Annotated in this window: 19 protein-coding genes and 1 pseudogene; 6 read left to right on the forward strand and 14 right to left on the reverse strand. The window is 70.9% G+C overall.

All coding sequences use genetic code 11. The features are described from left to right. From E4P42_RS06865 to E4P42_RS06895, 7 genes are all read right to left on the reverse strand, one after another. Positions 1–602 (reverse strand): translation initiation factor IF-2 N-terminal domain-containing protein (locus E4P42_RS06865; RefSeq protein ID WP_209305714.1); only part of this gene is annotated, 602 nt, incomplete at its 3' end. 300 nt (positions 603–902) lie between these two features. Next, complete coding sequence (gene ndk, locus E4P42_RS06870) at positions 903–1,313, reverse strand: nucleoside-diphosphate kinase (protein ID WP_135124405.1); 411 nt, start codon at positions 1,311–1,313, stop codon at positions 903–905. Positions 1,314–1,330: 17 nt separating this feature from the next. After that, a complete protein-coding gene (locus tag E4P42_RS06875) occupies positions 1,331–1,741 on the reverse strand; it encodes a DUF4233 domain-containing protein (RefSeq protein WP_135124407.1) in 411 nt (136 codons plus the stop codon). After that, the gene (locus E4P42_RS06880) at positions 1,738–3,147 is read right to left on the reverse strand and encodes a folylpolyglutamate synthase/dihydrofolate synthase family protein (RefSeq protein ID WP_135124409.1); all 1,410 of its coding nucleotides are present in this window, start codon (positions 3,145–3,147) and stop codon (positions 1,738–1,740) included. Before E4P42_RS06880 ends, E4P42_RS06875 begins: the two co-directional genes overlap by 4 nt. A gap of 25 nt (positions 3,148–3,172) precedes the next feature. Continuing rightward, positions 3,173–5,833 carry a valine--tRNA ligase gene (locus E4P42_RS06885; protein ID WP_135124411.1) on the reverse strand — a complete coding sequence of 887 codons (2,661 nt, stop codon included), beginning with the start codon at positions 5,831–5,833 and terminating at the stop codon, positions 3,173–3,175. Between the two features lie 25 nt (positions 5,834–5,858). Then, positions 5,859–7,118, reverse strand: coding sequence for a trans-acting enoyl reductase family protein (locus E4P42_RS06890; protein WP_135124413.1), 1,260 nt, complete (start codon positions 7,116–7,118; stop codon positions 5,859–5,861). 10 nt (positions 7,119–7,128) lie between these two features. Beyond that, positions 7,129–9,132 (reverse strand): prolyl oligopeptidase family serine peptidase, encoded by a 2,004-nt coding sequence (locus E4P42_RS06895; RefSeq protein ID WP_135124415.1) that lies wholly within the window; start codon positions 9,130–9,132, stop codon positions 7,129–7,131. A gap of 35 nt (positions 9,133–9,167) precedes the next feature. Here E4P42_RS06895 and E4P42_RS06900 point away from each other — a divergent pair, with 35 nt between their 5' ends. Next, positions 9,168–10,322: an FAD-dependent oxidoreductase gene (locus E4P42_RS06900; RefSeq protein ID WP_135124417.1), complete on the forward strand. Its 1,155-nt coding sequence runs from the start codon at positions 9,168–9,170 to the stop codon at positions 10,320–10,322. Beyond that, the gene (locus E4P42_RS06905; RefSeq protein WP_135124419.1) at positions 10,319–10,948 is read left to right on the forward strand and encodes a VOC family protein; all 630 of its coding nucleotides are present in this window, start codon (positions 10,319–10,321) and stop codon (positions 10,946–10,948) included. Before E4P42_RS06900 ends, E4P42_RS06905 begins: the two co-directional genes overlap by 4 nt. Here E4P42_RS06905 and E4P42_RS06910 read toward each other — a convergent pair. The 6 genes and pseudogenes from E4P42_RS06910 to E4P42_RS06935 form a co-directional block, all read right to left on the reverse strand. Next, positions 10,914–11,414 (reverse strand): transglycosylase family protein, encoded by a 501-nt coding sequence (locus E4P42_RS06910; RefSeq protein WP_135124421.1) that lies wholly within the window; start codon positions 11,412–11,414, stop codon positions 10,914–10,916. The genes E4P42_RS06905 and E4P42_RS06910 overlap by 35 nt on opposite strands. Before the next feature lie 215 nt (positions 11,415–11,629). Further along, positions 11,630–11,854: pseudogene (locus E4P42_RS06915) on the reverse strand (transglycosylase family protein); the annotation flags it as partial. Between the two features lie 1,100 nt (positions 11,855–12,954). Then, positions 12,955–13,545, reverse strand: a complete 591-nt coding sequence (gene mobA / locus E4P42_RS06920; RefSeq protein ID WP_135124425.1) for a molybdenum cofactor guanylyltransferase — start codon at positions 13,543–13,545, stop codon at positions 12,955–12,957. Positions 13,546–13,564: 19 nt separating this feature from the next. Beyond that, the gene (locus E4P42_RS06925; protein ID WP_135124427.1) at positions 13,565–14,641 is read right to left on the reverse strand and encodes a 2-oxoacid:ferredoxin oxidoreductase subunit beta; all 1,077 of its coding nucleotides are present in this window, start codon (positions 14,639–14,641) and stop codon (positions 13,565–13,567) included. Further along, positions 14,638–16,581 carry a 2-oxoacid:acceptor oxidoreductase subunit alpha gene (locus E4P42_RS06930; protein ID WP_135124429.1) on the reverse strand — a complete coding sequence of 648 codons (1,944 nt, stop codon included), beginning with the start codon at positions 16,579–16,581 and terminating at the stop codon, positions 14,638–14,640. The genes E4P42_RS06925 and E4P42_RS06930 overlap by 4 nt, the downstream gene beginning before the upstream one ends. Before the next feature lie 294 nt (positions 16,582–16,875). Further along, the gene (locus tag E4P42_RS06935; RefSeq protein WP_135124431.1) at positions 16,876–17,880 is read right to left on the reverse strand and encodes a LacI family DNA-binding transcriptional regulator; all 1,005 of its coding nucleotides are present in this window, start codon (positions 17,878–17,880) and stop codon (positions 16,876–16,878) included. A 108-nt stretch (positions 17,881–17,988) separates the two neighbouring features. Here E4P42_RS06935 and E4P42_RS06940 point away from each other — a divergent pair, with 108 nt between their 5' ends. From E4P42_RS06940 to E4P42_RS06955, 4 genes are read left to right on the forward strand one after another with little or no spacing between them, the layout of a single operon-like run. After that, positions 17,989–19,152: a phytanoyl-CoA dioxygenase family protein gene (locus tag E4P42_RS06940; protein ID WP_135124433.1), complete on the forward strand. Its 1,164-nt coding sequence runs from the start codon at positions 17,989–17,991 to the stop codon at positions 19,150–19,152. After that, positions 19,149–20,156, forward strand: a complete 1,008-nt coding sequence (locus E4P42_RS06945; RefSeq protein ID WP_135124435.1) for a Gfo/Idh/MocA family oxidoreductase — start codon at positions 19,149–19,151, stop codon at positions 20,154–20,156. The genes E4P42_RS06940 and E4P42_RS06945 overlap by 4 nt, the downstream gene beginning before the upstream one ends. Continuing rightward, positions 20,153–21,022, forward strand: a complete 870-nt coding sequence (locus E4P42_RS06950; protein WP_135124437.1) for a sugar phosphate isomerase/epimerase — start codon at positions 20,153–20,155, stop codon at positions 21,020–21,022. Before E4P42_RS06945 ends, E4P42_RS06950 begins: the two co-directional genes overlap by 4 nt. 10 nt (positions 21,023–21,032) lie before the next feature. Continuing rightward, entirely contained in the window at positions 21,033–21,995 is a 963-nt protein-coding gene (locus tag E4P42_RS06955) for a Gfo/Idh/MocA family protein (protein ID WP_135124439.1), read from the forward strand. Here E4P42_RS06955 and E4P42_RS27570 read toward each other — a convergent pair. Next, on the reverse strand, positions 21,992–22,126 hold the full coding sequence (locus E4P42_RS27570; RefSeq protein ID WP_256371145.1) for a hypothetical protein: 135 nt from the start codon (positions 22,124–22,126) through the stop codon (positions 21,992–21,994). The genes E4P42_RS06955 and E4P42_RS27570 overlap by 4 nt on opposite strands. Positions 22,127–22,167 lie beyond the last annotated feature (41 nt).

Consider the following 22,167-nt stretch of genomic DNA (forward strand, 5'->3'; position numbering starts at 1 on the left):
CGGCCCCGGCGGCCCCGGCGGCGCCGGCGGGCGGCGGGCCGCTCGGCCTGGTCGTCGTCGGAGGCGACGCCGGTGTCGTCGTCCTCGTCCTCGTCGTCCTCCTCGTCGTCGGTGTCCTCGTCACGGGGGAACGTGACGGGTTGCGGCGCGACGAACAGCGGCAGGTAGTCGGCGCGTTCGACGACGGTGGTCTGCACGACCGTGGTCTGCAGCTCGGTCTCGAGGAGGGTCCGCGACTCGGGTTCCTCCTCGCCCGGCGCCTCGTCATCGGCCGGTTCGGCGAAGACCACGGGCTCGGGTTCGGGCTCGGGTTGCGGTTCGGCAGGTGCGGTCACGGCCGGCGCCGGATCGGGCGCGGCGGCGGTTTCGGCATCGCCGTCCCTGGCGGCCAGCGCGTCGCGGACGCGTTCGGCCTCGCTCTTGTCGACCGTCGAGTGGGCACTGCGGGCGCGGCCGTCGAATTCCGCCAGTGCGTCGAGCACCCGCCTGCTGGTGGTGCCGAGCACCCGGGCCAGCGAGTGGACCCTCAGGCGCTCGGGAAAACGCTCCCTGGCCTGCGAGTCTTCTGATGTGTGGGCTTGAGTATCGTCACTGTCGGCCACGTATTCTCCTCAAGCCCCCGGGCGCGTCTTGGTGTCGACGCGGCCACGCGAGGGCTTCCGCTGTTATGCCCGGTAACGACTTCTCCGGGCTTGTTGTGGTCTCGCTCCGAGCGGCCCCAGGTCGCGGAACCCACTCGGTGCCTGGCGAATGATGGCTGGACGGTCGGCGCCGCACCGCGGGTGGCGGTGGTCGCGCACGTCGAAGTCTTCATTCGGGCGACGGACTCCGGTTGAAGTCCGGCTACCCGCGACCAGTATCCCATACGACGCGGCGCCGGCCGACCAGGCGCCGCGAACCGGTCAGCGGCCGGGGAACCAGAGCTCGATTTCGCGGGCCGCGGAGTCCGGCGAGTCCGAGCCGTGCACCAGGTTGTCCTGGGTGACAAGCGCCAGATCACCGCGGATGGTGCCGGGGACGGCCTTCTCCACCGGGTCGGTGCCGCCGGCGATCTGGCGGAACGCCGCCACCGCGCGCGGACCCTCGACGATCGCGGCCACCACGGGGCCCGAGGTGATGAACTCCAGCAGCGAACCGAAGAACGGCTTGTCCTCGTGCTCGGCGTAGTGCGCCCGCGCCAGGTCGTCGCTGACCGTCTTGAGCTCCAGGGCCGCCAGCGTCAGGCCCTTGCGCTCGATCCGGCTCAGTACCTCCCCGACCAGTCGCCGCTGCACGCCGTCGGGCTTGATCAACACCAGAGTCCGCTCAGTCACGGCGCATACAGTACCGGTCAGTCCTGAACGTCCCGCTGCCCCGGCAGCAGGCCCCGATCCTCGCGGCGTTTGACCTCGGCGCGCAGGTAGGCGACCAGCCCCCAGACGGCGGCGAACACCACACCGATGAAGCCGATCGCGGCGTGCAGGAGGAAGCCGGCGATCAGCACCAGCTGCAATCCGAGGTTGACCTTCAGCGCCCACGGCCGGCCCTGCACACCGCACAGCAGGATGAGCACCACCGCGAAACCGATCAGGAATCCCCCGCTGGACGCGGTGAAGCCGCCCTGGGAGTGGGACACCACCGGCAGCGCCAGCAGCACGACGATCGCCTCGAGGATCAACGTGCCTGCCGTCACGCCGCGGAAGCTGCGCCACGGGTCGGGTGCCTGTGGGGTCGCGGGTTCGCTCGTCGGTGGTTCGCTCACTCGGGGTCCCGTCCGAACAGGGTGCGTGCGGCACCGGCGGTGACGACGGAGCCGGTGATGATTATCCCGGCGCCGGAGAAGCCCTCGCCTTCGTGCCCGGAATCCTCGACCAGCGCGGTCGCGGTCTCGATCGCATCCGGCAGGGTGGCCGCCGAGATCACCCGCTCCTGACCGAACCTCTCCTCGGCCCGCAGCTGCAGGGTCTCGACGTCCAGGGCCCGCTGCGAGCCGTTGTGGGTGACCACGAGCTGGTCGAATGCGGGTTCGAGGGCCGCCAGGATGCCGTCGACGTCCTTGTCGGCCATCACCGACACCACGCCGACCAGGTGGTGGAAGTCGAACTCGGTCTGCAGGGCGTCGGCGAGCGCCGCCGCGCCGGCCGGATTGTGCGCGGCGTCGACGAACACCGTCGGCGCGCTGCGCATCCGCTCCAGCCGGCCGGGACCGGTGACCGCCGCGAAACCGGCCCGCACCGCGTCGACGTCGAGCTGGCGCTGCGCCCCCGCCCCGAAGAACGCCTCCACCGCCGCGAGTGCGACCACCGCGTTGTGCGCCTGGTGCTCGCCGTGCAGCGGCAGGAACAGTTCGGGGTAGACGCCGCCGAGGCCCTGCAGCTCCAGCAGCTGACCGCCGACCGCGACCTGGCGCGACAGCACCGCGAACTCGGAGTCCTCGCGGGCGACGGCCGCGTCGGCGCGCACCGCCTCGGCCAGCAGCACCTCCATCGCCTCCGGCGCCTGGCGGCCGATCACCGCGACCGTGTCGGTGGGAACGAGATCATCCGGCTGGCGGGTGATGATGCCGGCCTTCTCGCCGGCGATGGCGGTGAGCGTGTCACCGAGGTAGTCGGCGTGGTCCATCCCGATCGGGGTGATCACCGCGACCGGGGCGTTGACGACGTTGGTGGCGTCCCAGCGCCCGCCCATGCCGACCTCGACCACGGCCACGTCCACCGGCGCGTCGGCGAAGGCCGCGAACGCCATCGCGGTCACCACCTCGAACTTGCTCATCCGCGGGCCCCCGGCGGCCTCGGACTGCCGGTCGACCAGCTCGACGAACGGTTCGATCTCGCGGTAGGTGTCGACATACTGCGCGGGGGTGATCGGTTCACCGTCGATCGCGATCCGCTCGACCGCGGACTGCAGGTGCGGGCTGGTGGTGCGGCCGGTGCGGCGGTGCAGTGCGGTGAGCAGCGCATCGATCATGCGGGTCACCGACGTCTTGCCGTTGGTGCCGGCGACGTGGATCGACGGGTACCCGCGCTGCGGTTCGCCGAGCATCTCGAGCAGCGCGGCGATCCGGGCGGTGCTGGGTTCGATCTTGGTTTCCGGCCACCGCTGATCGAGCAGGTGCTCGACCTGCAGGAGGGCCGCGACCTCGTCCGGCGTGGGGACCGGCCGGGTCATGACCGTCTGCCCTTCGCGCTGACGCTCATCGCTGGGCGGGCAGGGCGTCCAACCGCGCCGTGATCCGCTCGACCTCTTCGCGGGCGAGCTGCTGGCGCTGCCGGATCTTGTCCACCACCTCGGCGGGCGCCTTGGCCAGGAACGCGTCGTTGCCGAGCTTCGCGGTGGTGCCCGACAGTTCCTTCTGCGCCGCGGCCAGGTCCTTCTCCAGCCGGCGGCGTTCGGCCGCGACGTCGACGGTGCCGGAGGTGTCCACCTCCACGACGACGGTGCCTTCCGAGAGCCGCACCTCCACGGACGCCGACGGCGTGAAGCCCTCCTCCGCGTCGGTCAGCCACGCCAGCGCGCGCACCGCGGGCACGTGGTCGTCGAGCCCGGCGGCGCCGACGTCCGACAGCCGCGCAGGCACCCGCTGGCGGTCGGCCAGTCCCTGATCGCTGCGGAACCGGCGAACCTCGGTGATCAGCTTCTGCGTGTCGGAGATCCGGCGGGCCGCGGCGTGATCGGGGGCGAAGCCGGACGCGGCCGGCCAGTCGGCGATCACCAGGGACTCCCCGCCGGTCAGCCGCTTCCACAGCACCTCGGTGACGAACGGCATCACCGGGTGCAGCAGCTTGAGCAGCACGTCGAGCACGGCGGCGAGCACCGCGGTGGTATGCGAAACACCCTCTTGGAGTTGCACTTTGGCGAGTTCGACGTACCAGTCGCAGAACTCGTCCCAGGCGAAGTGATACAGCGCCTCGCACGCCCGGCTGAACTCGTAGGCGTCCAGCGCCGCGTCGACCTCGACGCGCACCTCCTCGAGCCGGCCCAGGATCCAGCGGTCGGCGTCGGTGAGTTGACCCGGCTCGGGCAGCGGCGCGGGTGCGGCGCCGTTCATCAGCGCGAAGCGGGTGGCGTTGAACAGTTTGGTGGCGAAGTTGCGCGACGCCCGGGCGTGGTCCTCACCGATCGCCAGGTCGCCGCCGGGGCTGGCGCCGCGGGCCAGCGTGAAGCGCAGCGCATCGGCGCCGAACTGCTCGACCCAGTCCAGGGGGTCGATACCGTTGCCGCGGGACTTACTCATCTTGCGGCCGTGTTCGTCGCGGATCAGCCCGTGCAGGAAGACGTTCCGGAACGGCACCTGGCTGTCCCGCTGACCGTCGAGGGTGATGGCGGCGTCGTCACCGACGAAGGTGCCGAACATCATCATCCGCGCGACCCAGAAGAACAGGATGTCGTAGCCGGTGACCAGCACGGTGGTCGGGTAGAACTTCGCCAGCTCCGGCGTGTGGTCGGGCCAGCCCATGGTGGAGAACGGCCACAGCGCCGAGGAGAACCAGGTGTCGAGGACGTCGGGATCCTGCTCCCACCCGGCCGGTGGCACCTCGTCGGGGCCGACGCACACCGTCTCGCCGCCCGGACCGTGCCAGATCGGGATGCGGTGGCCCCACCACAGCTGCCGCGAGATGCACCAGTCGTGCATGTTGTCCACCCAGGCGAACCAGCGCGGCTCGAGGCTGGGCGGGTGGATCACGGTGTCGCCGTTGCGGACCGCGTCACCGGCCGCCTTGGCCAGCGCCTCCACCTTGACCCACCACTGCAGGCTCAGCCGCGGTTCGATCGGTTCGCCACTGCGCTCGGAGTGCCCGACGCTGTGCAGGTAGGGCCGCTTCTCGGCGACGATGCGGCCCTGTTCGGCCAGCGCCTCACGCACCTTGACTCGCGCCTCGAAGCGGTCCATCCCGTCGAATTGCGTTCCGGTGTCGGCGATGCGGCCCTTCGTGTCCATGACCGACGGCATCGGCAGCGCGTGCCGCATCCCGATCTCGAAGTCGTTCGGGTCGTGCGCGGGGGTGACCTTCACTGCGCCGGTGCCGAATTCGGGGTCGACGTGATGGTCGGCGACGATGACGATGTGCCGGTCCAGGAACGGGTGCGGCAGGGTCTGGCCGACCAGGTGGCGGTAGCGGTCGTCGTCGGGGTGCACGGCGATCGCGGTGTCGCCGAGCATGGTCTCCATCCGGGTGGTGGCCACCACGATGTACGGTTCGTCGTCGTTCATCGAGCCGTAGCGGAACGAGACCAGCTCACCCTCGACGTCCTCGTATTTCACCTCGAGGTCGCTGATCGCGGTCTCGAGCACCGGCGACCAGTTCACCAGGCGCTCGGCCTGATAGATCAGCCCGGCGTCGTAGAGCCGCTTGAAGATCGTGCGCACGGCGCGCGACAGCCCCTCGTCCATGGTGAACCGGTCCCGGCTCCAGTCGACGCCGTCGCCGAGCCGGCGCATCTGCCCGCCGATGGTGCCGCCGGACTCCTGCTTCCAGTCCCACACCTTGTCGATGAACAGCTCGCGACCGAAGTCCTCTTTGGTCTTGCCGTCGACGGCGAGCTGCTTCTCCACCACGGTCTGGGTGGCGATTCCCGCATGGTCCATGCCGGGCAGCCACAGCACCTCGTGCCCCTGCATCCGCTTACGCCGGGTCAGCGCGTCCATCAGCGTGTGGTCGAGCGCGTGGCCCATGTGCAGGCTGCCGGTCACGTTGGGCGGCGGCAGCACGATCGAGTACGGCGGTTTGTCACTCGCCGGGTCGGCGGTGAAGTACCCGGCGTCAACCCAGCCCTGGTAGATCTCGGCCTCTACCGCCCCGGGCTCCCACGATTTGGGCAGGGTCTCGGCGTGGGCGTCAGGGGTGGCGGTCACCGGTCAATTCTAGGGAGCCGCGGGGTCAGCTCAGCCGCGAGGTCTCCAGTGACACCCCGGCGCCGGGGAAGCGCGCGAGCAGCGCGTCACCCATGGCCGCCGCCGGGGTCAGCACGCCGCGCAGCTCCGACAGTGCGTCGCGGTCCAACGCGAGCGCCAGGCCGCACTCCCCCAGCAGCACCGAGGTCGCCTTGTAGCCGGGGTCGCCGCGCTGCGACATCCGGGCCAGGTAGCGCGCGCCGGTGGTGGTCGTGGTGTAGGTCTCCACGGTGTAGTGGCCCTGCTCGCGGACGCGCTCGCTGGGCCCGGTGCCCGGGGCGGGCAGCAGGCGGTCGACGACCGTGCGCGGCAACCGGTGGAAGTAGCGCGAACCGAGGCCGAGGACGGCCGCGTTGCCTGCGGTGGCCAGCGCCGCGACGGCGGGCGCGACCGGTGACCTGCCGACACTCATCACCTCGGAGTACTCGAGGCGGCGGCCGTAGGCATAGTCGAGCAGCGCGTTGCTGCGCCGGACGATGCGCGTGTTCGGCCCGGCCATCGCGAACGCCGCGGTCCATGAGCCGGCGAGTTCGGGAGCGATCTCACTGCCGCGCCGCCACCGCACATCGGGTTGGGCGCCCAGTTCCGGTTCGGCACCGCGATCGGGGGAAAGCGTGTACGGGTCGGTCATCTGCCGGCGCGCCTCGGGATCCGACGACGAGGTGTTGAGCACCTCCATGATCGAGGCCAGCGTGCCACCGGACACCCCACCGGCGAACGAGCGCACCACGAGGCTGGTGTCCCCGAGCTGCCCGGCGCCGTCCTCAGCGGCGCGGCGGTGCAGTGCGTATACGGTGAGATCCGAAGGGATGGAGTCGAATCCGCAGGAGTGCACGATGCGGGCGCCGGTGTCGAGGGCCTGTTTGTGGTGCGCGTCGATGCTGTCGCGGATGAACATCGTCTCGCCGGTCAGATCGGCGTAGTCGGTGCCCGCGGCGGCACAGGCGGCCACCAGCGGCAGGCCGTACCTGGTGTAGGGGCCGACGGTGGTGATGACCACCCGCGTGCGTGCGGCCAGCTCGTCGAGGGTCGAGGGCTGCGAGGCGTCCGCGGCGATCAGCGGCCAGTCGGCGGCCTTCTCCCCCAGGGATTCGCGAACCTTGAGCAGCTTGTCCTGCGACCGGCCGGCCAGCGCGATCCGCGCGTCACCGCCCGCCGCGGCCAGGTACTGCGCGGTCAACTTACCGACGAATCCGGTGGCTCCGTAGACGACGATGTCGAATTCACGTTCTGCTGCCGGGCTCATGGGCTCGACGCTACCCGAGCAGTTCGGGCCATTCGGTGTCACGTCCGAGCACGTGGTGGGCGAGGAATGCGGTGACGACCTGATACCAGATCTTGGCGTGCTGCGGGGCGAGGACCCAGTGGTTCTCCGACGGGTAGTAGAGGAAGCGGTGCGGCGAGGAGCCGTCCTCGCCGGCCGGCAGCCGGGAGCGGGTGAGCAGTTCGTACCACAACCGCAGCCCTTCGCCGATCGGCACGCGGTAGTCCTTGTCGCCGTGGATCACCAGCATCGGCGTGGCGATCTGCTCGACGAAGAGGTGGGGAGAATTGCGTTCGGCCATCTCCGGTGTCATCTCCCGGGCCCACCAGTAGGCGCCATCGGTGGTGGCGCCGAACTGGTCGAGCGCCCACAGGCTGGCGTGGGTCACGATCGCGTCGAAGCGGTCGGTGTGGCCGGCGATCCAATTGGCCATGTACCCACCGAAGGACCCGCCCATCACCGCGGTGCGCCCACCGTCCACCCGCGGGTCGGCGGCCGCGGCGTCGGTGGCCGCCATCAGGTCGGTGTAGGGCGCCTCGCCCCACGCCCCCCAACCCCGTTGGATGAAGTCCTGGCCGTACCCGGTGGACAGCGCCGGATCGGGCAGCAGCACCGCGTAACCCTGCGCCACCATCAGCCACGGGTTCCACCGCCAGTGCCAGGCGTTCCAGCTGGCCAGCGGTCCGCCGTGCACCCACAGCAGCAGCGGGGCGGGATGTGCCACGTCGGCGCCCGCCGGCAGCGCCAGCCACGTTCGCACCGGCGCACCGTCGGCGGCGGTCGCGGTCAGTTCGGTCAGCGTCCCGGGCAGCGGCGGGGCGTCGACGGTGGGCAGCACGGTCACCGTGCCGTCCGGGTCGAGGCGCACCGGGTGCGGCGGCACGGCGTAGCTGCTGCGCAGCGCGTAGACGACGCCACCGGGCGCGGCGACGACGTCGGTGTAGGTGAAGTCGTCGTCGGTCAGCCTGGTGACGGCGCCGCTGTCGGTGTCGACGCGGAAGATCGGCCCGCGGCCGTGGTCGTCGGCGGTGACCAGTAGCGCCGACCCGTCGCGGGTCCAGGTGACCGAGGTGGGCCAGCGGTCCCACTCTGCGGTCAGTTCGCGGACGGTCGCACCGAAGCTCAGGAGGCACAGCGTGATTCGCGGCGCCTGCATCGGGGTGGACACCGTCTCCCTGGCGAAGGCGACGGCACGGCCGTCCGGGGAGATCGCCGGAATGCCCAGGTCGGCATCGGGGTCGTCGGCGATCGTGACGCGTTCACCGGTACCGACCTCGACCCGCATCAGCGTTCGGCGCAGTGCGGCGCCTGCGGCGGGGTGCTGCCAGGCCACCACCGCGAACCGGCCGTCATCGCTGAGGTCGACGTCGGCTTCGCGCAGTCCGCCGCCGGGACGCGGGGTGAGGTCGCGTCGGTCGGCGGCGTCGAGCAGGTGCGGCTCATCCGGTCCGAGGTCGTGGTCCCAGTAGCGCACCGGGTAGCCGGCGTGCAGGACGGCGGACACCTTGTTGTCCTTACGCAGGCCGCGCAGCCGCTTGTCGTCGTCGAGGTCGGCGGCCGAGGAGAGCAGGGGTGCGCGCACGATCGTCACGTCCGCGCCGCGGGCCGCCCACACCCCGGCCACTCCGCCGGGCGCGGTGCACTCCTGAACCGCCTCCCCGCCCGAGGCGGGCAGCCGCCACAGCGCGGCCGGCGGTGCGTCTCCGTCGCCGGTCGAGTCCTTGGTGGGGCGGGACGCGAGGAACAGCAGATCCCCGCCTGCGGTGAACGCCGGTGCGCGCTCCCCTTTCGCGCCCCGGGTGAGGCGCCGCGCGGGCCGAACGCCGGCCGGGTCGAGCTCCCATACCGCGGTGACGAAGGCGGTGCCGTCGTCGTCGAGTTCGCCGATCGTGGTCACCACTCGGGAGCCGTCCGGGGCGACGGCCAGTCCGGCCACGCGGGGCAGGGCGAGGTAGTCGTCGAGATCGGCGAACGGGGCGGTCGCGTCGGTGGCCATGTCTACAAGTAGGTAGCACACGCTAGGTTTTCCCGGTGGCCGAGCAGATCATGGTCGTGGGCGCGGGAATCGCTGGACTGGCCACCGCGGTGGCATTGCAGCGGCGCGGCCGCGACGTCAGCGTCTTCGAGGAGAAGTCCGACACGTCGGCGGGGGCGGGCATCAGTATCTGGCCCAATGCGCTGGCGGCGCTCGACACGATGGGATTGGGCGACGCCGTGCGCGCCTCGGGTGGGCGGGTGACCGCGGGCGCGGTCCGGTGGCACGACGGTTCGTGGCTGCGCCGGCCCTCGGCCGACCGGATGGTGCGCGCCCTGGGCGAGCCACTGGTCGTGACCCGGCGCAACGCGCTGACCGGGATCCTGCGCGACGCCACCGCGCCCGGCACCGTTCACCTCGGTGTCGGGGTGCGCGATCTCGAGGTGAGCGCTACCGGGGTGCGGGTGGCGCTGTCGGACGGCTCGACGCGCGACGCGGCCGCGGTGATCGGCGCCGACGGTGTCGGCTCGCTGGTGGCGCGGCACCTCAACGGGCCGCTGCGCCACCGCTACGCCGGGTACACCGCGTGGCGCGGGGTGGCGGCGCACCGCCTCGATCCGCAACTGGCCGGACAGACCCTGGCCGCGGGCACCGAGGTGGGACACGTGCCGCTCGGACCCGACCACACCTACTGGTTCGCCACCGAACGGGTGCCGCGCGGCGCGACGGTGCCGGGTGGTGAGCTGGCCTATCTGGAGGAGAAGTACCGCCACTGGGCCGATCCGATCCCGGCCGTGCTGGCCGCCACGCCCGCGGCCGAGGTGCTGCGCAACGACCTCTACGACCGTGAGCAGGCGCGCGTGTGGTCGCGGGGACCGGTCACCCTGGTCGGCGACGCCGCCCATCCCATGCGCCCGCACCTGGGCCAGGGCGGCTGTCAGGGCATCGAGGACGCCGCGGTGCTGGCCCACCTCGTCACCGACAGCGCCGATCTCCCCTCGGCGTTCAGCGCGTACGCCGCGTTCCGCAGGCCGCGGGTGCGGGCGCTGGTGCGGGAGTCCCGGCTGATCGGCCGGGTGGTGAACCTCCGTCCGGCGGTGCTGAGCGCACCGGCCAGCCGGGCGACCGTGCTGCTCCCCGAGGCCGCCGTCAGCCGCCATCTCGGGCAGGTCGCGGCGCGGTCGGCGTTCGCGCTGCCGGGCCGGCCGTGACGACGGCGACGCTCGGGCCGCTGCTGGTCGACGCCGCCGACCCGGCGGGGGTGGCGGCATTCTGGTCGGCCGCCCTGGGCGCCGACGCGCAGCGCCGCCTGATGCGGTTCCGCGCCGAACGCGGCTCCAAGGTGGTGAAGAACCGCGTACACGTCGACGTGGCGGTCCGCGATGTCGGCGCCCTGCTCGCGCTGGGTGCGCGGGAACTGGGCGATCACCGCCCGGGCTGGGTGACGCTCGCCGACGTCGAGGGGAACGAGTTCTGCGCCTTCCCCGACGGGCCGGTGCCGGCCGGAGCCCCCGCCCGGCTGTTCGCGGTGTGCACCGACAGCGACCGGCCGGAGGAGTTGGCGGCGTGGTGGGCGGCCCGGGTGGGGGCGCGGATCGGTCCGGGGCCGGATCAGAGGCCGCGCTGGCTGTACGGCAGCGCCGGGTGGGAGGACGTGATCTGGAAGTTCGTTCGGGTCGGCGACCCGCGGTGCGTCCCGAACCGCTGGCAGCCGACGCTCTTCGCCCCGGTGGACGCCCTCCTCGCCGCGGGGGCGGTGCGCTCGCTAGACGGCGATCTCACCGATCCGCAGGGCAACGAGTTCAGCGTGGCTGACCCAGCACGGCCAGCGGGCTGAGCACGGCTGAGCACAGCTGCTTGAGGTCGACGACGCCCAGGACGCTGCCCGCACGCACCGCGGCGCAACCGGTGGCCGGCCGCGGGGCGGCGGCGGGCGCCGGAGTGGTCCACACCGCGGGGGTGACGGCGGCACCGCGCGGACCGCACTTCGGCCACGCCTTGAGGCCCTGGTTGGCCAGCACCCGCTCGGCCACGCGGATCTGTTCGGCGCGGGAGGCGGTGGCCGGGTTCCCCCGTCCGCCGTGGGCGGCCCACGTGGCGGGCTTGAACTGCAGGCCGCCGAAGTGTCCGTTGCCGGTGTTGGTGGACCAGTTGCCGCCGGATTCGCACTGGGCGATCGCGTCCCAGTTGACCGTGTCGGCGGTCGCGCTCGCCGAGGAGAGGAACATCGGCACCAGGGCCAGCGCCGCGCCGATCAACGTGAGCCAGATTCCTCGCCGGACTGCTGTGCGGATGCTGTTCATGTGCGGTCCTTCCCCGACCGAGTGACCCAAGGCCCGCGGTGGGAGAGCGTGCGCTCTTCCGGTGCGGTTGCCGGGTCTGTCGAGTGACCGACATCACGTGTTACGCACGCGGCGAGAGTTTTAGTCGTTGCTTATCTGACGTAAGAGGCCTCTGAGACGACCGAGGCGGCAGCGGGCTTCGGTGCCCGCTACCGCCCCTGTCGAAGCGTCGTGCCTCAGCCGCGCCCACCGCAGGTCGGCCACGCGCCGATGCCCTGGGTGTTCAGGACGTTCTCGGCCACGCGGATCTGCTCCTCGCGCGACGCGTTGTGCGGCATGCCGGAGCCGCCGTTGGACTGCCAGGTGCCCATCGTGAACTGCAGTCCGCCGTAGTAGCCGTTACCGGTGTTGATGGCCCAGTTGCCACCCGACTCGCACGCCGCGACGGCGTCCCAGTTCACACCGCTGTCCGCATTCGCGGTGCCGGCCCCCAGCGCGATGGGGGCGACGGCGAGTGCCCCGGCGACGGCGGCCAGCCCGAACGTGTTGCGGATGTTCTTCAACTTCTGTCCTTTCGCCAAGCGCGCGCCACCGCCGCCCGCGGATGCGGGCGCAGATGCCTGTGGGTCACAGGCCGGGGAGCTGGTCCACACCGTCTCGGTCAGGTGCGGCAGGGGAGCTGGAACGCTCCACCGGGCATCAGGCCTCGGTGTCCGCTGGGCGATCACGCCGTCCGCGGCCCCACTCACGCGCAGGTTCTCGGTTTGAATTTATTTGCTCCATGTCCGAAGCCGCTCAGGACGCTACAAACTCGATCGCGAGAAGTCATCTCGGCCCGAAGCGCTCGTCTGGCAGATCACGACAAGATCACAACCTCGAAACGGACGGTGAAACTGCTGGTCAGCACGCCGCAGGGAAGAATGGCCGACGCTAAACCCATCGCTGATTTTCGTGAGTCAAATCACGCATAATTCGTGAGCTGGGTCACGGCGTCAATATGTTTGACCTGCCCCGATGCGGTCAAACGCCTCGCCGGGGTGGCGTTCCGGCCCGCTCCGGAGAAGCGGTTCGCTGAGCCGCCGGAACGGCGGCGCGCGTGCACGGAATCTCAATTACATTGCCGTAGAACGTATTTCGCTCACTTGAAGATGCTTCGGGCAGCGTCGCCGCCAGGGAGCGCCGATTGAGCCGATCCACCGATACGCCACGTCACCTGCACAGACGGTGCAGGCCGGCGCGGAGTCGGCGGACGACCCGCCGACTGCGGCGCCGGGGTCGGCACCGCACCGAGGGATCGGCATCAGGAAAGACGTTATTCCACCGGCAATTTCCGCGACGTCGACCGCGGCGGCCCATGGCTGCACCGATATCGACGGTTACGAGATCGCCGCCATGTCAGGCGATTTGAGCCGCCCCGCCTCCTCGGAACATCGAATTCACCGCTGGACAATCGAGTCTCTTCGACCATTGATCAAGGCGAACTCAACTCGGAATTAACCGGGCTATGCCGACATATTGTTATGAAGAGAGCCTAATTGGATGCGGAGCGCAATTTGCTGGATCAATCCAAGGTCGACGGGAGCTCGGCCGGCGTGTTGGCGTTGGTGAGCGCCCGCTGCTCGGGCATGACGATCCGCTGGGTGTCGACGACGTCGATGAGTGCGCGCATGCTGCGCTCCCCCGCTGCCACGAGCGTGGCGATCCGGTCGGCCAGCGAGGTGCGGTAGACCCCGGCCAGATAGTGGTCGCGACCGTCCCAGGGCAGCACGACGTCGACGCCCAGGCGGGACGCGGGCCCGGCGAGCTCGTCGACCAGATCGACGGTCAGGTACGGCAGGTCCACGGCGCAGACGAACGCCCACTGATGACCGGCCTCGGCGGCGGCGCGCAGGCCGCGACCGGTCGCCAGGAGCGGACCGACGCCGCGCACCTCGTCGCGCAGCACGTCGGCGGTCAGCTCGGGAAGCCGCTGGCCGGGTGCGGCGATCACGAACACCGGCGAACAGCGCGGGCTCACCGTGGCGACCACGCGCTCGACCAGAGTGGTCGGCCCCGAGGGACCGTCGATCACCAGGGTCGCCTTGTCGCGGCCCATGCGGCGCGACGCACCGCCCGCCAGCACGACCGCGGCCAGCGGGACAGGTGTGGTCACTCAGGTGACGTTAGCGCACCTAGTCGACAGTCCACGTGTCCTTGCCACGAAGCAGCGATTGCAGCGCGGCCGTGTCGTGTGCTCGGGCGTCGCGGGCCGTGCGCACCTGCTCGCGAGCCGCGTCGTCGTAGGTCGGCCGGCTGACCTGACGGAAGATTCCCATCACCATGTGCTCGAGGTTCTGCTCGGAGAGCCGCGACAGCGCGAACGCGTACGCCGGGTCGTCGACCTGGGCGTTGTGCACGACGATCTCGTCGGCCGACACGTCGGCGGTCTTGGCGACCTCGAGGCCGTAACCGGACTTCACCACGCAGTATTCGGCGTCGGCGCCGAATGTGATCGGCTCACCGTGCTGCAGGTTGATCAGCCGCTCGGCCGCCCCCTCCTTGCGCAGCGCGTCGAACGACCCGTCGTTGAAGATCGGGCAGTCCTGGAGGATCTCGACCAGCGCCGCGCCGCGGTGTGCGGCGGCGGCTCGCAGCACCTCGGACAGCCCCTTGCGGTCGGAGTCCAGCGCGCGGCCGACGAAGGTGGCCTCCGCGCCGAGCGCGAGCGACACCGGGTTGAAGGGATGATCCAGCGAGCCCATCGGGGTGGACTTGGTGACCTTGCCGACCTCGGAGGTGGGCGAGTACTGGCCCTTGGTCAGGCCGTAGATCCGGTTGTTGAACAACAGGATCGTGATGTTGATGTTGCGGCGCAGCGCGTGGATAAGGTGGTTGCCGCCGATCGACAACGCGTCGCCGTCACCGGTCACCACCCAGACCGACAGGTCCTCGCGGGCCAGCGCCAGGCCGGTGGCGATGGTCGGCGCGCGGCCGTGGATCGAGTGGAACCCGTAGGTCTCCAGGTAGTACGGGAAGCGGCTCGAGCAGCCGATCCCGCTGATGAACGCGATGTTCTCGCGGCGCAGGCCCAGCTCGGGCAGGAAGTTGCGGATGGTGTTGAGGATGACGTAATCACCGCAGCCGGGGCACCAGCGGACCTCCTGGTCGCTGGTGAAGTCCTTGCCCTTCTGCGGCTGGTCGGTCGTCGGCACCCCGGCCGTCTTCGACAGCGGCGTCAGGCTGAGGTCCGTTCCAATCAGGTCGGTCATGCGTTGGCCTCCACACCAGCTCCCACGGTGGCCGCAGCCAGCCGCGCGAACGTGGCCTTCTCGTTTTCCTTGTCTGCCAGTGTGCCGTCGATCGCGGCGTCGATGATGCCCTCGACCTCGTCGGCGAGGAACGCCATGCCCTCGACCTTGGTCACCGACTGCACGTCGACCAGGTAGCGGGCCCGCAGCAGCATCGCCAGCTGGCCCATGTTCATCTCCGGTGCGACGACCTTCGGGTACCGCGCGAGCACCTCGCCGAGGTTGGCCGGGAACGGGTTGAGGTGGCGCAGGTGGGCGTGGGCGACCTTGATGCCCTTGCGTCGCGCCCGTCGGCACGCCTCACCGATCGGCCCGTACGAGCTGCCCCATCCCATCAGCAGCAGATCGGCGTCACCGGTCGGGTCGTCGACCTCCAGATCGGGCACCGTGATGCCGTCGATCTTGGCCTGGCGCAGCCGGACCATGAGGTCGTGGTTCTTGGGTTCGTAGCTGATGTTGCCCGAGCCGTTCGCCTTCTCCAGGCCGCCGATGCGGTGCTCGAGCCCGGCGGTGCCGGGCACCGCGAACTGGCGCGCGAGCGTCTCGGGGTCACGCGCGTACGGCGCGAAATCGTCACCGGACTGGGCGAAGGTGTGGTCGATCGGCGGATAGGACGCGATGTCGGGGATCCGCCACGGCTCCGAGCCGTTGGCGATCGCGCCATCGGACAGGATCATCACCGGGGTGCGGTAGGTCAATGCGATTCGCGCCGCCTCCACCGCGATGTCGAAGCAGTCCGACGCCGACCGCGGCGCCAGCACCGCGACGGGCGACTCGCCGTTGCGCCCGTAGAGCGCCTGCAGCAGGTCGGCCTGTTCGGTCTTGGTGGGCAGGCCGGTCGAGGGGCCGCCGCGCTGCACGTCGATGACGATCAGCGGCAGCTCGGTCATCACGGCCAGGCCGATCGCCTCGGCCTTGAGCGCGACACCCGGGCCGGACGTGCTGGTGACGCCGAGGGCGCCGCCGTAGGAGGCGCCGATGGCGGCGCCGATGCCGGCGATCTCGTCCTCGGCCTGGAAGGTCAGCACATTGAAGTTCTTGTGCTTGGACAGCTCGTGAAGGATGTCCGAGGCCGGGGTGATCGGGTAGGTGCCCAACATGACCTGCGTGTCGGCCAGCACGCCGGCGGCCACGATGCCGTAGGCCATCGCGGTGTTGCCGGAGATCTGGCGATACTCGCCGGACCTGAGCTTGGCCGGGGACACCTCGTAGGTGGTGGCGAACGCCTCGGTGGTCTCGCCGAAGTTCCAGCCGGCCTTGAGCGCCAGCACGTTCGCGTCGGCGACGTCGGGCTTGCGGGAGAACTTCTCCCGGATGAACGCCTCGCTGTGCTCGAGTTCGCGGCCGTACATCCAGGACAGCAGCCCGAGCGCGAACATGTTCTTGGCGCGCTGACCGTCCTTCTTGGATGCGCCGATCTCCTCGACGGCGCCGAGCGTCAACGTGGTCATCGGCACGGCCTGCACGACGTAGTCCGAGAGCTCGTCGGTCTCCAACGGGTTGGCGTCGTAGCCGACCTTGGCCAGGTTGCGCTTGGTGAACTCGTCGGAGTTGGCGATGATCAGGCCGCCGCGGGGCAGGTCGCTGACGTTGGCCTTGAGCGCCGCCGGGTTCATCGCCACCAGCACGTCGGGCCGGTCACCGGCGGTGAGGATGTCGTAGTCGGCGATCTGGATCTGGAACGACGAGACGCCCGGCAGCGTGCCCTGGGGGGCGCGGATCTCGGCCGGGTAGTTGGGCTGGGTGGCCAGGTCGTTGCCGAACAGCGCGGCCTCGGAGGTGAAGCGGTCGCCGGTCAGCTGCATACCGTCACCGGAGTCACCCGCGAACCGGATGACGACCTTCTCGAGCTTCTGCCGCGGTGCGGTGCCCGCCGCGTGGCCGTTGCCGTCGAGTCCCATCCCCCTGCCTTTCCCACAGTCCACAACGGGTACACCGAGTCGCAGTCGAACCGACGCGCCTCCGGCAGAGCACAACCCGCTTAAGTTTGATGTCACTCTCAGTACCGATTATTGCACTGTTCTTAGGCGGGGCTTTACCACACCGACCGCCCGCGTGCCGCCACGGGTCGACGAAAGCCGCTGCTCACGGCGGGGTTGACCGGGTCGTCGCCACCGATTCTGTGGTCTTCGTCACGTCCGGAGAACGCGATTCTCCTAAGAGCGTGATTACCGATCGGTAGCTGACAGCTAGCACTACGCGGGCACGTTGAAGGGCGTCACCACCTGGATGGGCGCGGGTCGCGCCGGCTCGCTCGGCAGGGCGCCGCGCTCGGCGAGAATCAGCCGCACCGCCAGCCGCGCGTCGGCGCGCAGGTCGTTGTGCAACACCACCGAGATCCGGCCGTCGCGCAGCAACCGGCGATTGTCGGCGTCCAGGTCGTGGGCGATGAACACCCGGCACTCGCGGTCGCGCCGGTCGAAGGCCGCGACGGTGGCGGCGTTGCCGCCGCCCACCGAATACACCGCGCAGATGCCGGGATGGCGGTCGAGTGCGTCGAGCACCAGCCGCTCGTTGGTGGCGTCGATCCCGTCGCTGTCGCTGACCTCGACGATGTGCCGCCCGGTCGGGCGCAGCGCGGACCGGAATCCCACCTCTCGCTCCCCCTCGCCGCGGAACACCGTCGCGCTGAGCGTGATCAACACGTCGCCGGCGCCCGATCCGAGCCACCGTTCCATCAGATAGGCCGCCGTGACGCCGGCGCCGTGGTTGTCTATGCCGACGTAGGCGCTCCGCCGGCTGGTGGGCACATCGGTGGTGTAGGTGACGACGGGGACGCCGGAGGCGACGAGTGCGTCGACCGCGTCGGCCACCTCGGGTGTGTCCTGCGCCTTGAGGATGACACCGTGACTGCCGCGCAGGCCGGTCAGCGTGTCGACCATCTGCGCGGTGGACCCGGACTCCCAGAGGTGGAACCGGGCGCGCACCATCGCCGGCGCGAACGCGGGCAGTTCGGCCTCGACCGCGGCGCGGAACGCGTCGGAGAACCGCCGCGGTGTCTGCATCACCACGTCGATGAGGTAGCGGCGGCCGTTGAGGCGCAGTTGGGCTCGTTGTTTGTCGAGGTCGGCGATGGCCTGGAGCACCTCGGCGCGGGTGTTCTCCCGCACCCCGGGGCGTTCGTTGAGCACCCGGTCGACCGTGGCCTCGCTCAACCCGCACTGCTGGGCGATCTCGCGGACCTTGTAGCGGTGCGCCATCTGCTGCCGTACCCCCTCCCCGGTGACTGCCGCCGAGCCTACCGTTGATGGGTTTTTGATGGATTTGTGCGGTTGATTGCGGCACCGGTCACAGCAAGACTCATACCCATGGCACTGCCGACCACCACCGGGCCCCGCGCCTGGATCGACGAGGCGGACCTGCGCCTCGAGGACTTCGCCGCCCAGGTCCTGCGCGCCACCGACGCCGCGGACCACCCGCTGGCCGCCGACATCCGGGACAACGTGCCGGTCTATGCGGCGCACACCGTGACCACCGCCGACCGGCGCCGTGTGCAGGCCGAGTTCATCCACGCGCTGGCCGACGGACCCGGCGTCGTGGTCGTCGAAGGCGCGTTCGATGACCACGTGGTCGACGCCGCCACGGCCGCGTTCACCGACCTCATCGCCGCGCAACGGGCCGGGGCCGCGCCCTCCGGTGACCATTTCGGCGCCCCGGGCGCCAACGACCGCGTCTGGAACGCCGCCCAGAAACTCGCGCTGCACTCTCCTGCAGTGTTCGCCGACTACTACGCCAACGACGTCCTGGCCTGCGTGTGCCAGGCCTGGCTCGGGCCGGTGTACCAGGTCACCTCACAGGTCAACGTCGTCAATCCCGGCGGCGCGGCCCAGGTTCCGCACCGCGACTACCACCTCGGGTTCGTGCGGCCGGAGCAGCTCGCGGACTATCCCACCCACGTGCACCGGCTGTCGCCCGCGCTGACGCTGCAGGGTGCGGTCGCGCACTGCGACATGCCGGTCGAGAGCGGTCCCACGATGCTGCTGCCGCACTCGCAGCGCTTCACCGGCGGCTACCTGGCGTTCGGGCGCCCGGAATTCGTGGAGTTCTTCGCCGCCCACCACGTGCAGCTGCCGCTGCGCAAGGGCGATGCGGTGTTCTTCAACCCGGCGCTCTACCACGCCGCGGGCGCCAACCGCTCCGCCGGTATCCGCCGCATGGCCAACCTGCTGCAGATCTCCTCACCGTTCGGTCGGGCCATGGAGGCGCTCGACCGCACCGCGATGGTCCGCGCCGTCTACCCCGCGTTGCGCGCCATGAAGGCCGCCGGACGCCCGGCCGGCGAGCTGCACAACGTCATCGTGGCCACCGCCGAGGGCTATCCGTTCCCCACCGACCTCGACCGCGATCAACCGGTCGGCAGCCTCGCGCCGCCCAGTCAGGTCGACGTGGTGGCCGCGGCACTGGCCCAGGACCTGTCCTGCGAATCACTCGACGTCGCCCTGCGCGACCACAACGATCGGAGAATCCCATGACGACGCTCGGGGTCATCGGCCTGGGCCGCATCGGCGCCTTCCACGTCGACACCCTGTCCGGGCTGGACAGCGTGGACAGCCTGGTGGTCACCGACGAGCGGCCCGATGCGGTGGCCGCGGTCGCCGCCAAACATGGTGCGCGGGCGGTGGATTCGGTGGAGGAGCTGCTCGACGCCGGGGTCGACGGGGTGGTGGTCGCCGCGGCCACGCCCGCGCATGCCGAACTGACCCTGGCCGCCGTGCACCGCGGCCTGCCCACGTTCTGCGAGAAGCCGATCGCCGCGACCGCCGCCGAGAGTGCCCGCGTCGCCGAGGTGATCGCCCGGTCCGGGGTGCCGGTGCAGGTCGGGTATCAGCGGCGGTTCGATGCGGCGTTCGCCGCGGCCAAGCGCGCGGTCGACGACGGCTCGCTGGGTCCGCTGCACACGGTGCGCAGCACCACCATGGATCCCGCTCCACCGCCGATGGAGTACCTTGCCGGGTCCGGCGGCATCTTCCGCGACTGCGCGGTCCACGACTTCGACGTGCTGCGCTGGATCACCGGGCAGCAGGCCGTCGAGGTGTACGCCACCGGCAGCGTGCAGGGCGATCCGCGGTTCCGCGACATCGATGACGTCGACACCGCCGCAGTGCTGGTGACGTTCGAACACGGCACGCTGGGTGTGGTGTCGGCCGCCCGGTACAACGCCCGCGGCTACGACTGCCGGCTGGAGGTGCACGGCTTCCACGACACCGTCGTCGCCGGCTGGGATCAGGGCGCTCCGATGCGGAACACCGACCCCGGCAACGACTTTCCCGCCGGCCCCTACCACCACTTCTTCATGGACCGCTTCACCGCGGCGTTCCGCGCCGAACTCGGCGCATTCGTCGACGTGGTCAACGGCACCGCCGCACCCGCCTGCACCGTCGCCGACGCCGTCGAGGTCGCCTGGCTGGCCGAGGCCGCCGCCGAATCCCTGCGCCGGCACGCGCCGGTCACCATCTCGGAAGTGAGGTCTCGATGAAGATCGCCGGAGCACCCATCTCGTGGGGCGTGTGCGAGGTGCCGGGCTGGGGTCACCAGCTCACCCCCGACCGCGTCCTCGCCGAGATGCGCGACGTCGGCCTGACCGCCACCGAACTGGGCCCCGAAGGGTTCCTTCCGGCCGATCCGGCGACCCTGGCGCGCCTTCTCGACGGCTTCGGGCTGCGCAGCGTCGGCGCCTTCGTCCCGGTCGTGTTGCACACCGCCCACGACCCGGCCGACGACCTGCGGGCGCCGCTCGACTCGGTGATCGCCAGCGGCGCCGACCTGGTCATCCTGGCAGCCGCCACGGGCACCGACGGCTACGACGCGCGGCCCACGCTCGACGACGACCAGTGGGCGACCCTGCTGACCAACCTCGACCGGCTGGCCGCCCTGGCCGCCGACCGCGGCGTGCTCGCGGTGCTGCATCCGCATGTCGGGACCATGGTCGAGACCCGCGACGACGTGGAGCGGGTGCTGGCGGGCACCCGGATCAACCTGTGCCTGGACACCGGGCATCTGCTGATCGGCGGTACCGACCCCGTCGCGCTCGCCCGCGAGGTGCCCGGCCGTGTCGCGCACGCCCACCTCAAGGACGTCGACGCGGCGCTGGCCGCGCGCGTGCGGGCCGGCGAGATCACCTACACCGATGCGGTCCGCGCGGGCATGTACACGCCGCTGGGTGCCGGCGACGTCGACATCGCGGGCATCGTCAGCTCGTTGCGCGCCAACGGCTTCGACGGCTGGTTCGTGCTCGAGCAGGACACCGTCCTCGACGGCGAGCCGACCGGTGAGGGACCGGTCCGCGACGTGCGGGCCAGCATGGCGTACCTGCAGGACGTCTGCCGCGCCGTGTCGGTGTGACGGTCGCCGGATGACGTTGCGCATCGGGGTGCTCGGCGCCTCCCGCATCGCTGAGCTCGCGATCGTCGGACCGGCCCGGGAACTCGGCCACCGGCTGGTCGCGGTGGCCGCCCGGGACCCGCGGCGGGCCGAGGCGTTCGCCGCCACGCACGGCGTGGAGCGGGTGGTGCCCACCTACGCCGAGCTGGTGGCCGACCCGGAGGTCGACGTGGTGTACAACCCGCTGGCCAATGCCCTGCACGCGCCGTGGAACCTGGCGGCCGTCGCCGCAGGCAAGCCGGTGCTCACCGAGAAGCCGTTCGCCCGCAACCGGGCCGAGGCGCAGCGCGTCGCGGACGCGGCGACGGCGGCCGGCGTGCCGGTCCTGGAGGGCTTCCACTACCTGTTCCACCCGGTGACCCGGCGCGCGCTGGACCTCGCAGCGGACGGGACGCTCGGCGAGCTCGTGCACGCCGAGGTGCGGATGGCGATGCCCGCCCCGCAGGACGACGACCCGCGGTGGTCGCTCGACCTGGCCGGCGGTGCCCTGATGGACCTGGGCTGCTACGGTCTGCACCTCCTGCGCCGCCTCGGCCACCCCGCGATCGTGCGGGCCCGGGCCGAACAGCGCGCCCCCGGCGTGGACGCCTGCTGCGACGTCGAGGTGGCCTATCCCGGTGGGGCGACCGGGCTGTCCGCGAATTCGATGGTGGCCGAGGACTTCTCGTTCACGCTGCGGATCGCCGGCACCAGGGGTGAAGTGCTGGTGCACAACTTCATCAAGCCGCACGAAGACGACCGGATCACCATCCGCACCGACGCCGGCGACACGGTGGAACACGGCGGCACCCGGCCGTCGTACACCTACCAACTCGACGCCTTCGCAGCGCATGTCGAGCGGGGCCGTCCGCTGCCCATCGACCTGGTCGACGCGGTCGAGAACATGGACTACATCGACACCGCCTACCAGGCGGCCGGACTCAGCCCGCGCTAGACCCGGCGGCTGAAGGCCGAACGCGCGTCGCGGCGCTCATGCCAGCGCAACCGCAGCATCAGCAGTTGCCGGTGCGCGCGCCACCCCACCGTCAGCGGGTCGCGCCATCCCGGCGTGTTTCCACCGTCCATGAGACCCATTGTGCAGATTTCCGGCCTGATGGCACGCCCAC

The sequence above is a fragment of the Mycobacterium sp. PS03-16 genome (assembly GCF_004570325.1).
Taxonomy (GTDB): Bacteria; Actinomycetota; Actinomycetes; order Mycobacteriales; family Mycobacteriaceae; genus Mycobacterium.